Origin of the sequence: Streptomyces sp. NBC_00210, assembly GCF_045160975.1 — a bacterium.
Classification (GTDB): domain Bacteria; phylum Actinomycetota; class Actinomycetes; order Streptomycetales; family Streptomycetaceae; genus Streptomyces.
The window spans coordinates 4502719-4514742 of record NZ_CP108120.1; the positions used below are offsets into that span (position 1 = coordinate 4502719).

General features: G+C 71.0%; 9 protein-coding genes. 6 read left to right on the forward strand and 3 right to left on the reverse strand.

Annotated elements, in window-relative coordinates; genetic code table 11:
- Positions 1 to 22 precede the first annotated feature (22 nt).
- The 6 genes from OG729_RS20430 (at position 23) to OG729_RS20455 (ending at position 8304) form a co-directional block, all read left to right on the forward strand.
- Positions 23 to 760, forward strand: a complete 738-nt coding sequence (locus OG729_RS20430) for a response regulator transcription factor (protein ID WP_360872964.1) — start codon at positions 23 to 25, stop codon at positions 758 to 760.
- On the forward strand, positions 761 to 2368 hold the full coding sequence (locus tag OG729_RS20435; protein WP_405807539.1) for an ATP-binding protein: 1608 nt from the start codon (positions 761 to 763) through the stop codon (positions 2366 to 2368).
- Between the two features lie 26 nt (positions 2369 to 2394).
- Positions 2395 to 3732: a glycosyltransferase gene (locus OG729_RS20440; protein ID WP_405807540.1), complete on the forward strand. Its 1338-nt coding sequence runs from the start codon at positions 2395 to 2397 to the stop codon at positions 3730 to 3732.
- Positions 3729 to 5900: an ArnT family glycosyltransferase gene (locus tag OG729_RS20445; protein ID WP_405807541.1), complete on the forward strand. Its 2172-nt coding sequence runs from the start codon at positions 3729 to 3731 to the stop codon at positions 5898 to 5900. Before OG729_RS20440 ends, OG729_RS20445 begins: the two co-directional genes overlap by 4 nt.
- Positions 5901 to 5970: 70 nt before the next feature.
- Positions 5971 to 7482 (forward strand): MFS transporter, encoded by a 1512-nt coding sequence (locus OG729_RS20450; RefSeq protein WP_405807543.1) that lies wholly within the window; start codon positions 5971 to 5973, stop codon positions 7480 to 7482.
- A gap of 42 nt (positions 7483 to 7524) precedes the next feature.
- A complete protein-coding gene (locus tag OG729_RS20455; protein WP_405807544.1) occupies positions 7525 to 8304 on the forward strand; it encodes a TetR/AcrR family transcriptional regulator in 780 nt (259 codons plus the stop codon).
- Here the strand turns inward: OG729_RS20455 and OG729_RS20460 are convergent.
- The 3 genes from OG729_RS20460 to OG729_RS20470 all read right to left on the reverse strand — a co-directional run bounded on the left by OG729_RS20460 (position 8301) and on the right by OG729_RS20470 (position 11932).
- On the reverse strand, positions 8301 to 8768 hold the full coding sequence (locus tag OG729_RS20460; protein ID WP_405807546.1) for a PPOX class F420-dependent oxidoreductase: 468 nt from the start codon (positions 8766 to 8768) through the stop codon (positions 8301 to 8303). The two genes, OG729_RS20455 and OG729_RS20460, sit on opposite strands and share 4 nt — an antisense overlap.
- A gap of 186 nt (positions 8769 to 8954) precedes the next feature.
- A complete protein-coding gene (locus tag OG729_RS20465; protein WP_405807548.1) occupies positions 8955 to 11438 on the reverse strand; it encodes an MFS transporter in 2484 nt (827 codons plus the stop codon).
- 20 nt (positions 11439 to 11458) lie between these two features.
- Positions 11459 to 11932, reverse strand: coding sequence for a MarR family winged helix-turn-helix transcriptional regulator (locus OG729_RS20470; RefSeq protein ID WP_405807549.1), 474 nt, complete (start codon positions 11930 to 11932; stop codon positions 11459 to 11461).
- Positions 11933 to 12024 lie beyond the last annotated feature (92 nt).

Sequence of the window (12024 nt, forward strand, 5' to 3'; positions counted from 1 at the left end):
GCGGGGTCGCAAGGTGACCAGCATGACCACGACCTCGCCCCAGGGGCGTACCGAAATGCTCAGGCCGGACGGCAGCCCCGTCCGGGTGCTCGTCGTGGACGACGAGGCGGCGTTGAGCGAGCTGCTGTCGATGGCCCTGCGCTACGAGGGCTGGGAGGTGCGCAGCGCCGGGGACGGGGCCGGCGCGGTGCGTTCCGCGCGCGACTTCCGGCCCGATGCCGTGGTGCTCGATGTGATGCTGCCCGACATGGACGGGCTTGCCGTGCTGGGGCGGCTGCGGCGCGAGCTGCCCGAGGTGCCGGTGCTCTTCCTCACCGCCAGGGACGCCGTCGAGGACCGGATCGCCGGGCTGACGGCGGGCGGCGACGACTATGTCACCAAGCCGTTCTCGCTGGAGGAGGTCGTGGCCAGGCTGCGCGGGCTGATCCGGCGCTCCGGGGCCGCGACCGTACGCAGTGAATCCCTGCTGGCCGTGGGGGACTTGACCCTCGACGAGGACAGCCACGAGGTCAGTCGGGCCGGCCAGTCCATCCATCTGACGGCGACCGAGTTCGAGTTGCTGCGCTTCTTGATGCGCAATCCGCGCCGGGTGCTCAGCAAGGCGCAGATCCTCGACCGGGTCTGGTCGTACGACTTCGGCGGCCAGGCCAATGTCGTCGAGCTGTATGTCTCGTATCTGCGCAAGAAGATCGACGCGGGGCGGGCGCCGATGATCCACACGCGGCGCGGGGCCGGCTATCTGATCAAGCCCGGTGAATAGGTGAGCAGGGGACGACGGCGCAGATGGTCGCTGCGGACCCGGCTCGTGGTCTCCGCGGTGACGCTGATCGCGGTGGTGGCGGCGGTGATCGGGACGGTCACCACGGTCGCGCTGCGCGGCTCGCTGTACGACCGGCTGGACAGCGAGCTCGCGAATGTGGCCAGGCGGGCGGCGGGACCTCCCGTCGGTTCGCTGCAGCAGGGCCCGGGTCCTGACGACCCGCTCGGCTTCGTGGTTCGGGGCGGGCAGCAGTTCGGCACGCTCGGGGCGAAGCTCGGCGAGGACGGCAAGGTCACGGGCGCCGCGGTCAGCAAGGAGCGGCAGGCGGACACGCCCGGCGCGTCCGCGGACCCGCTGAGCCAGGTGCAGATCGGTGCCCTGGCGGACGTGCCCCGCGACAGCGATCCCCACAGCGTCGAACTGCCGGGCGGGCTCGGCGACTATCGCGTCGAGTACGCGGAGGGAATGCACGGCTCGTTCCTCGTCGGCATCCCGGCCAAGTCGGTCCAGGACACGGTCGGCACTCTCGTCGTGGTCGAGCTGTGCGTCACCGGCGCCGGGCTCGTTGCCGCCGGCCTGGCCGGTGCCGCGATGATCGGTGTTGCGCTGCGGCCGCTGCGGCGGGTCGCCACGACCGCGACACGCGTCTCCGAACTGCCGCTGCACAGCGGCGAGGTGGCCCTGCACGAGCGGGTCCCGGACGCCGAAGCCGATCCGCAGACCGAGGTCGGGCAGGTCGGCGCGGCGCTCAACCGGATGCTGGGGCACGTCGGTTCCGCGCTCAGCGCGCGGCAGGAGAGCGAGACGCGGGTACGGCAGTTCGTCGCGGACGCCAGCCATGAGCTGCGTACACCACTGGCGTCGATCCGCGGATATGCGGAGCTGACCCGACGCGGCCGCGAGCATGTCGGCGCGGACACCCGGCACGCCCTGGGAAGGATCGAGGCCGAGGCGACCCGGATGACGGGCCTGGTGGAGGATCTGCTGCTGCTCGCGCGCCTCGACGCCGGACGCCCGCTCTCGTACGAGAGCACTGATCTCTCCCCGCTGGTCGTGGACGCTCTCAGCGACGCGCGCGCGGCGGGCCAGGACCACACGTGGCGGCTCGAGCTGCCCGTCGAACCGGCGACGGTACCGGGCGACGGCGCCCGGCTCCATCAGGTGCTGGTCAATCTGCTGGCGAACGCCCGCACTCACACGCCACCCGGGACGACCGTCACCGCACGGGTGCGATGCGGCGGCCCGGCGGTCGTGCTGGAGGTCGAGGACGACGGTCCGGGCGTCCCGCCCGAGCTCGTGCCGCACATCTTCGAACGGTTCGCGCGTGGCGACGCGTCCAGGTCCCGGCACGCCGGATCCACCGGTCTGGGGCTTGCGATCGTGCAGGCGGTGGTCTCGGCGCACGGCGGCACAGTGGGGGTACGGTCCGAGCCGGGGCGCACGGTCTTCGCCGTGCGTCTGCACGCAGCGCACGCCCCCGGCTCGCACATGCACACCTCGCACATGAACACCTCGCCCGCGCACGCCTCGCCCGCGCACGCCTCGCACGCGCCCGGCTCGCGTGCGCACGACTCACAGACAGGGCACAGGCGCATCACACAGCCGTGACAGCGCGCCCCCCGAGTGTCGATGTCATGCGAACCGACACCCCAAGGGGGACCCTGCCGGCCCGGGAGCATCTGCTCGCCGACACGGCCGGACTGCCCGTACTCGACGTGGTGATCCCGGTCTACAACGAGGAGGCCGACCTCGAGCCGTGTGTGCGCAGGCTGCACGACCACCTTGCGCGGACCTTCCCGTACGGCTTCCGGATCACCATCGCGGACAACGCGAGCACCGACAGCACGCCCCAGGTGGCGAGCCGGCTCGCCCACTCGATCGACGAGGTGGAGGCGTACCGGCTGGAGGAGAAGGGGCGGGGGCGGGCGCTGCGCACCGTCTGGTCGTACTCCGACGCTCCCGTACTCGCGTACATGGACGTGGATCTGTCCACCGACCTCAACGCCCTGCTGCCGCTGGTCGCGCCGCTGATCTCGGGTCACTCGGATCTCGCGATCGGGTCCCGGCTCGCGCGCTCCTCGCGGGTGGTGCGCGGCGCGAAGCGGGAGTTCATCTCGCGTGCCTACAACCTGATTCTGCGCGGCTCGCTCGCCGCCCGGTTCTCCGACGCCCAGTGCGGGTTCAAGGCGATACGGCGCGACGTCGCCGAGCGCCTGCTGCCGATGGTCGAGGACACCGGCTGGTTCTTCGACACCGAGCTGCTGGTGCTTGCGGAACGCGCCGGGCTGCGCATCCACGAGGTGCCCGTGGACTGGGTCGACGACCCTGACTCGACCGTGCACATCGTGAGTACGGCGACGGAGGACCTCAAGGGTGTGTGGCGGGTGGGGCGTGCGCTGGCGGTCGGCGCGCTGCCGCTGGACCGGCTGGCCCGGCCCTTCGGGGACGATCCGCGCGACCGTCAGCTGACCGGGGTGCCGGGCGGACTCGCCCGCCAGCTGGTCGGCTTTTGCGTCGTCGGCGCCCTCTCCACGCTGGTCTATCTGTTGCTGTACTCGCTCTTCAGGGCCGGGGCCGGACCTCAAGTCGCCAATGCCGGAGCGCTGTTGCTGTCGGCGGTCGCCAACACGGCCGCGAACCGGCGGCTCACCTTCGGGGTACGGGGCCGGGACCGCGCCCTTCGCCATCAGGCCCAGGGCCTGGTCGTGTTCGGCATCGGTCTCGCGTTGACGAGCGGCTCGCTTGCGGCCCTGTCGGCGGCCGCGGGGAATCCGTCGCACGCCACCGAGCTGACGGTCCTGATCGCAGCGAACCTGGCGGCGACGGTGCTGCGGTTCCTGCTCTTCCGGGCCTGGGTCTTCCCCGACCGGCGCGACGACGGGCCCGCCGCACCCGCGGCGCCCGCCGATGCGGCCGCGCCCCACGAGCCCGACGCCACCCACCTTCTTTACGACGTGAGGAACGCCCGATGACCACGACTCTTCCGCACGACGGGCCCGCGGTGGCCCGGGCGGCGGGCCGGCCGCATGCCCGCACCGGCGCCGGACAGCTTGCCCGCCTCTGGCGCGGGCGGGCCGATGACGCCCCCTGGGTGCGCCCCGTCTTCCTCGGCCTCCTGCTGGTCACGGCGCTGCTCTACCTCTACGACCTCAGCGCGTCCGGCTACGCCAACTCCTTCTACTCCGCCGCCGCACAGGCCGGCAGCGAGAGCTGGAAGGCCTTCTTCTTCGGCTCCTCCGACGCCGCGAACTCCATCACCGTCGACAAGCCCCCGGCCGCGCTCTGGCCGATGGCCCTGTCCGTACGGCTCTTCGGGCTCGGCTCCTGGCAGATCCTCGTCCCCGAGGTGCTGATGGGCGTCGCGACGGTGGCTGTGGTGTACGCGGCCGTACGCCGGCGCTTCACCCCCGCCGCGGGCCTGATCGCGGGCGCGGTGCTCGCGGTCACGCCCGTCGCCGCGCTGATGTTCCGCTTCAACAACCCGGACGCGCTGCTCACTGTGCTGATGACGGTGACGGTGTACTGCGTGCTGCGCGCCCTCGAAGGCGCCCGCACGAAGTGGCTGCTCTGGGCGGGTGTGGCGATCGGCTTCGCGTTCCTGACGAAGACGCTGCAGGCGTTCCTGATCCTGCCGCCGCTGGCTCTGGTGTACGTGGTGTGCGCGCCGACGACGCTGCGGCGGCGGCTCGGCCAACTCGCCCTCGCCGGGCTGGCGGTGATCGTATCGGCCGGCTGGTGGGTGGCGATCGTCGAGCTGTGGCCCGCGTCGTCGCGCCCGTACATCGGCGGCTCGCAGAACAACAGCTTCCTGGAGCTGACCTTCGGCTACAACGGTCTCGGCCGGATCAACGGCAACGAGACCGGCAGCGTCGGCGGGGGCGGGGCCGGGGGCGGTGGCGGAGGCGGCCGTGGTGGTGGCTGGGGCGAGACCGGCATCGACCGGATGTTCAGCTCCACCATCGGCGGCCAGATCTCCTGGCTGCTGCCCGCCGCGCTGCTGCTGCTCGTCGTGGGGCTCGTCGTCACCTGGCGGGCCAAGAGGACGGACACGGCCCGGGCGGCCTTCCTGGTCTGGGGCGGCTCGCTGCTGATGACCGCGGGGATCTTCAGCTTCATGGCGGGAATCTTCCACGAGTACTACACGGTGGCGCTGGCGCCGTACATCGCGGCGCTCGTCGGCATGGGTGCCACCGTGCTGTGGGAGGAGCGGACGAAACTGCTCGGCTCGGCGGCCCTGGGTGGCACGGTCGCGGTGACGGCGTACTGGTCGTACACACTCCTCGGCCGGAGCTCGGACTATCTGCCGTGGCTGCGGTGGGCGGTGCTGATCGGCGGTCTGGCGGCCGCGGTCGGGCTGCTGTTCGCGGGCCGGGTCGGGCGTCAAATGGCCCTGGGGGCCGCAGCGTTGGGTATCGCCGCTTCGCTGGCCGGGCCGGTGGCGTACTCCCTCACCACGGTGAGCGAGGGGCACGCGGGGTCGATCGTGACGGCGGGACCGGCGTCGATGCGGGGCGGTCCGGGCGGTGGCGGTATGCGCGGCGGGGGCGGTCCCGGCGGTATGGGCGCCCGGATGCCGGCGCCCGGCCAGCAGGGCCAGCAGGGCGGCCCCGGTGGTGGCATGGGCCAGCCGCCGAACGGCGGGCAGCCGGGCCAGAGTCAGGGCCGTACGGGTCAGGGTGCACCGGGTCAGGGTGCACCGGGTCAGGGTGCACCGGGCCGGGGCCAGATGCCCGGAGGCTTTCCCGGCCAGGGCGAGCGCGGCATGGGCGGCGGCATGGGTGGCCTCCTCGGAGGCGCGAACGTCAACGCCGAGGTCGAGGCCAAGCTGAAGCAGAACGCCGGCGACTACACCTGGGTCGCCGCGGCCATCGGCTCCCAGAACGCCGCCAGTTACCAGCTCGCCACCGAGAAGCCGGTGATGGCGATCGGCGGCTTCAACGGCAGCGACCCCTCCCCGACGCTCGCGCAGTTCAAGCAGTACGTCACGGCCGGGAAGATCCACTACTTCATCGCGGGCGGCGGCCAGGGCGGCGGCCCCGGCGGCAACTCCAGCTCCTCGATCACCACATGGATCGAGGCGAACTTCACCAAGGTCACCGTGGACGGCACGACCCTCTACGACCTGACCGCGAAGAAGTAGCCCTATACGGTGTATGGCAATTCCTTGTACGGTGTACGGCGACATCCCGTACACCGTACAAGGAGCGTGTATGACGGCAACGACCGCCGAGAACCGCACGGCCCCCACGGGCCGCCATCCGCAGCGCTGGCTGATCCTCGGCGTCATCTGCCTCGCCCAGCTCACCGTGCTGCTCGACAACACCGTCCTCAGCGTGGCGATCCCCTCCCTCACCCGGGAGCTGGACGCATCGACCGCCGACATCCAGTGGATGATCAACGCGTACTCGCTGGTCCAGTCGGGGCTGCTGCTCACCGCGGGCAACGCGGCCGACCGCTACGGCCGCAGGAAGATGCTCATCTGCGGCCTCGCACTCTTCGGCCTGGGTTCACTCGCCGCGGGCCTCGCGCAGTCAACGACTCAGCTGATCGCTGCCCGCGCGGGCATGGGAGTCGGCGGCGCGCTGCTGATGACGACGACGCTCGCGGTCGTCGTGCAGATCTTCGACGACGCCGAACGGGTCAAGGCGATCGGCCTCTGGTCCACCGTCAACTCCCTCGGTTTCGCGGCCGGTCCGCTGATCGGCGGGGTCATGCTCGACCACTTCTGGTGGGGCGCGATCTTCCTGGTCAACATCCCGGTCGCGGCGATCGGACTGTTCGCGGTCGTCGCGCTCGTGCCGGAGTCCAAAAACCCCCAGGGGGACCGTCCCGACCTGCTCGGCGCGCTGCTCTCCACGATCGGCATGACGGGGGTCGTGTACGCGATCATCTCCGGGCCCGGGCACGGCTGGACCTCCACCCACGTGCTTGCTCCGGCCGCGGTCGGCGCCCTGGTCCTCGTGGGCTTCGTGCTCTGGGAGCTCCGCATCCCGTATCCGATGCTCGACATGCACTTCTTCCGCAACCAGCGCTTCATCGGGGCGGTCGCGGGTGCGATCCTCGTCGCGTTCGGCATGGGCGGCTCGCTCTTCCTGCTCACCCAGCACCTTCAGTTCGTCCTCGGATACGGGCCGCTGGACGCGGGTCTGCGTACGGCGCCGCTCGCGCTGACCGTCGTCGCCCTCAATCTGACCGGCGTCGGGGCGCGGCTGGTGCCGAAGCTCGGCACGCCGGGGACCATCGCGGCCGGGATGACCCTGGTGGCCGCGGGACTGGCGGCGATCGCGGTCCTCGGCGGTCGGCACGGGTACGGCGGGATGCTGCTCGGTCTTGTGGTGATGGGCGCGGGCGTGGCGCTCTCCATGCCGGCGATGGCCAACGCCATCATGAGCGCGATTCCGCCCGAGAAGGCGGGAGTGGGTGCGGGTGTGAACGGCACGCTCGCAGAGTTCGGCAACGGACTCGGCGTCGCCGTCCTGGGCGCGGTCCTGAACTCCCGCTTCGCCGCGCTCGTGCCGACCGTGGTGGGCGCAGCCTCGCTGCCCGCCGCGCTGGCGGCCGCGGACGGCCCTGCGGAACGTGTCCGCGTTTCCGACGCCTTCGCCTCGGGCCTTCAGACGAGTCAGCTGGTCGGCGCGGTGGCTGTGCTGGCCGGTGGCCTGCTGGCCGCGATGCTGCTGCGGCGGGCCGAGCGGGCAGACTCAGCCAAGGCAGCGGCATAGCATCGGGACCGGGACCGGGGGCGAGTTCGAGGAGGATGCGCGATGGTGAGTGCGGCCGACCGCGCGAAGGGTCCTGCGCGGACCAGTATCTGGCTGGAGGGGAAGGCGGACCGGGAACGGGGCCGTAAGTCGGGCCAGCCGGCCGGTCTGGACCGCGACAAGATCATCGACGCGACGGTACGGCTGCTGGACTCCGAGGGCGCGGCGAAGTTCTCGATGCGCCGCCTGGCCGCGGAGCTGAACGTCACCGCGATGTCGGTCTACTGGTACGTGGACACCAAGGACGACCTGCTCGAGCTTGCCCTCGACGCGGTCTTCGGGACGTTCCCGCTGCCGGACGTGAGCGCGGAGGGCGACTGGCGCGAGCAGCTGCGGGAACTGGCGACGGGATACCGGGATCTGCTGGTCCGCCACCCTTGGGTGTCGGCGCTGATCGGCACTTTCCTCAACATCGGGCCGCACTCGATGGCCTTCTCGACGGCGGTGCAGCAGGTCATGCGCAACACGGGCCTGCCGCCGCACGGCCAGATGGGTGGTCTTTCGGCGGTATTCCAGTTCGTGTACGGCTTCGGCACGATCGAGGGCCACTTCATTGCGCGGTGCGCGACGGCGGGGATGAGCCAGGACGAGTACTTCCGCGAGGCGATGGGGACGATCAGCGAGCAGCCGGCCTTCGCGAAGAGCTTCGAGAGCGCGACGGAACTGATGGAGGCGCGGGGCGGGGACACGGTGGAGGAGATGAGGGAGCGGGACTTCAGCTTTGCGCTGGACCTGCTGGTGGCGGGGATCGAGTCGATGGTGGCGCGGTCGAAGGAGGCCTAGGACCCGCTCAGCCTCGCCGGGAAACCTCCCGTCGCCACCGGCCCCCATCTCTCCGGTGTCACGCGGATGATCGACTTGCCCTGCTTCACCATCGCCTCCCGGTACTCGTCCCAGTCAGGATGCTCCCCGGAGATGTTCCGGAAGTACTCCACCAGCGGTTCCACCGAATCCGGTGCGTCGAGTACCTCCGCCGTGCCGTCGATCTGCACCCACGGGCCGTTCCAGTCGTCCGACAGGACGATCACGCTCACCCGCGGGTCCCGCTTCGCATTGCGGGTCTTCGCGCGCTCGGGGTAGGTCGAGACGACGATCCGCCCCGAGTCGTCGACCCCGCACGTCAGCGGGGACCCCTGCGGGGTTCCGTCGGCGCGGCGCGTGAGCAGGATCGCGCGGTGGCGGGGGCGTACGAACTCCAGCAACTGCTCCAGATCCACCGAGGCGTTGCTCGCGATGTTGGGTGCCATGCAGCGCAGCCTAGGGGAGTTGCCCCTGCACCGCCGGGACGCCGGCTCCACCGTCAGCGTCGTGCCGATCGCCGAGAATCCCGCGCCCCCATCACCTGCGCAAAGAGCGGGGGCGGCAGGCCGTCCCCTGCCCGCCGCCCCCAGTACCCGGCCGCCTCTCCGCTCGAAGCACGGCCGGGAGATCAACTACTCGCCGGGGTGGGCGAGTTCGATGTCGTGGCCGTCAACCCCGGCACCGGCCACCGTCAGCGCGCTCGCCACCGGCGGGTACCCGGTCGCGACGACTATGTACTCCCCCGTGTCCAGGTCGGCGAAGGCATACGCCCCGTCGTCCCCGGTCGTCGCGGACGCGACCACGTTCCCCGCGGCGTCCACCAGGGTCACCCGGGCATCAGCCAGCGGCCCGCGGGCTGGGCCGCGGACCATTCCCTGGAGCAGCGCGCCCGCCTGCAGGACCGCCTCGATACGGGTCACACCCTGGCCGCCGATCTCCACCGGCAGTGCCAGCGGCCGGAACCCGACTGCGGTCACCGCGACGGTGACCGCCCCCGGCACCAGCTCGCCGAACGCGAACTCGCCCCCTTCCGCGCTCTTCCCGGTCGCCAGCGCATCGCCGCGCACATCGGTCACGACGACCATCGCGCCTTCGACCGGCGCCCCGCCCTCGGCGGCACGCACGGTCCCGGCGAGACCACTGGCGCTGCACAGGAGGATGTCGTAATCAAGCGGCTCGGCGCCGACGACCACCGTGGACGCCTGCGGCTGGAAGCCGTCGGCGGAGGCGATCAGTACGTACGAGCCCGCGCCCGGCACATCCAGGGCATAGCTGCCGTCGGCCTGGGCGACCGAGCGGCCGAGCTGGCGTCCCGCCGGGGAGATGAGCGTGACCGCGGCCTGTGGCACCGCCGCGCCCTCGTTGCCGCGCACCACGCCGCGTACGACTGCCGTGGTGACCACGGCCACCGGAGCCGCGGGAGTGTCAGCTGCGGGGGCGACGGCTGCGGGGGCGACGGCTGCGGTGGCGTCGGCTGAGGGGGCCTCGACAGCCGCGGCAGCAGGCTCCTCCGGCTTCGCGTGGCTCTTCAGCGCCACTTCCTTGATGAACAGCGTCACCAGGAACGCCAGCAGCGCGAACGGCGCCGAGTACAGGAAGACATCGCCGACACCGTGCCCGTACGCGCCCTCCATCACCGTCCGGATCGGAGCCGGCAGCTTGTCCATGTCGGGGATGCCGCCGCCCGTGCCGCCGCGGCCCAGCGCCGCGCCCTGCGGGCCGAGTTCGGCGAGCCCGTCCTTGACGTAGTGGGTGACCCGGTTCGCCATGACCGCGCCCAGCGCCGAGACGCCGATGGCACCGCCCAGCGAACGGAAGAAGGTGACGACGGACGAGGCGGAGCCGAGGTCCTCCGCAGCGACCTGGTTCTGCGTGCACAGCACCAGGTTCTGCATCATCATGCCGAGGCCGAGACCCAGGACGGCCATGAAGACCGCGATGTGCCAGTACTCCGTGTCGTACCGGATGGTGCCGAGGAGCCCGAGGCCCGCCGTCACCAGCATGCCGCCGCCGACCAGCCAGGCCTTCCAGCGTCCCGTCTTGGTGATGATCTGGCCCGAGAGGGTCGACGAGACGAACAGGCCGCCGATCATCGGGATGGTCATGACGCCGGACATCGTCGGCGACTTGTCGCGCGCAAGCTGGAAGTACTGGCTGAAGAAGACGGTGCCCGCGAACATCGCGACGCCGACGAACAGCGAGGCCAGCGAGGCCAGCGTGATGGTGCGGTTGCGGAAGAGACGCAGCGGGATGATCGGCTCGCTCGCCTTCGACTCGACGAGGAGGAAGAGCCCGCCGAGCGCGACCGCGCCACCGACCATCGCGTACGTCTGCCAGGAGATCCAGTCGTACTTGTCGCCCGCGAAGGTCACCCAGACCAGCAGCAGCGAGACCGCGGCGCTGATGAAGAACGCGCCTGCCCAGTCGACCTTGACCTGCCGCTTCACCACCGGGAGCTTCAGGGTCTTCTGCAGGACGAGCAGGGCGATGATCGCGAAGGGCACGCCGACGTAGAAGCACCAGCGCCAGCCGAGCCAGTCGGTGTCGGTGATGACGCCGCCGAGCAACGGGCCGCCGACCGTGGCGACGGCGAAGGTCGCTCCCAGGTAGCCGCTGTACCGGCCGCGCTCACGCGGCGCGATCATCGCGGCCATGACGATCTGCGCGAGGGCGGTGAGACCGCCGACGCCGATGCCCTGGACGACCCGGCAGGCGATGAGCATGCCGGTGCTCTGCGCGAGACCGGCCACCACCGAGCCCGCCACGTAGATGATCAGGGCTATCTGGACCAGCAGTTTCTTGCTGAACAGGTCCGCGAGCTTGCCCCACAGCGGGGTGGTCGCGGTCATCGACAGCAGCGCCGCCGTGACCACCCAGGTGTAGGCGCTCTGCCCGCCGCCGAGGTCGGAGATGATCTGCGGAAGGGCGTTGGAGACGATCGTGGACGACAGGATGGCGACGAACATCCCGAGCAGCAGCCCGGACAACGCCTCCATGATCTGCCGGTGTGTCATCGGCGCGCCGCCGTCGGAGGCGTGACCGCCGCCCTGCTTGGCGTGGCCGCCGCCGTGCTTGGCGTGGCCGCCCCGCACACCGGTTGGTGTGGTCGTAGCCATTTACTTCCTTTTCTTGTGTTTCAGCACACGGGTGTACGGGAGTACGACTCATCGTGATGGCGCGACCGGCAGTCTCCGAAGGAGTCGCGCAGGCGTGCCAGCATCGCGATGAGCTGCCCGACGTCGTCGTCGGACCAGTCGCCCAGATTGCGGGCGAACATGTCGGCGGTTCGCAGCGCGAGTTCGTCGAGCATGTCCAGCCCCGCTGGGGTGAGCCGCAGGATGCGGGAGCGCCTGTCTCCCGGGTCGGGGAGCCGTTCGATCCAGCCGCGCTCGGCGACGTGGGCGACATGGCGGCTGGTCACCGACATGTCGACGGCGAGGAGCTCGGCGAGCCGGCTCATCCGCATCTCACCGTGCCGGTCCAGCAGGGTGAGTACGGCGGCCGAACCGGGCGGGCACTCGCCGGGCAGGATCCGCGCGAGGCCGCGCTTCACGGCGCCGAGGGCGCTGAGCTGGCGGGCCAGTTCCGCGTACTGACTCTGTGCGGCCATGGCAGTCCCTCCCGACATCTTGTTGCTTAGGGCAACCATAGAAGCTGTTGGTTGCTACAGGCAAACGAAATGGGGGCTCCCGGTGGTAAAGG

Bases quoted from the DNA above. Each gene is read 5' to 3' on its own strand.
- OG729_RS20430 (WP_360872964.1), top strand. From the start codon at position 23: ATGACCACGACCTCGCCCCAGGGGCGTACCGAAATGCTCAGGCCGGAC.
- OG729_RS20440 (WP_405807540.1), top strand. From the start codon at position 2,395: ATGCGAACCGACACCCCAAGGGGGACCCTGCCGGCCCGGGAGCATCTG.
- OG729_RS20445 (WP_405807541.1), top strand. From the start codon at position 3,729: ATGACCACGACTCTTCCGCACGACGGGCCCGCGGTGGCCCGGGCGGCG.
- OG729_RS20450 (WP_405807543.1), top strand. From the start codon at position 5,971: ATGACGGCAACGACCGCCGAGAACCGCACGGCCCCCACGGGCCGCCAT.
- OG729_RS20455 (WP_405807544.1), top strand. From the start codon at position 7,525: ATGGTGAGTGCGGCCGACCGCGCGAAGGGTCCTGCGCGGACCAGTATC.
- OG729_RS20460 (WP_405807546.1), bottom strand. From the start codon at position 8,768: ATGGCACCCAACATCGCGAGCAACGCCTCGGTGGATCTGGAGCAGTTG.
- OG729_RS20465 (WP_405807548.1), bottom strand. From the start codon at position 11,438: ATGGCTACGACCACACCAACCGGTGTGCGGGGCGGCCACGCCAAGCAC.
- OG729_RS20470 (WP_405807549.1), bottom strand. From the start codon at position 11,932: ATGGCCGCACAGAGTCAGTACGCGGAACTGGCCCGCCAGCTCAGCGCC.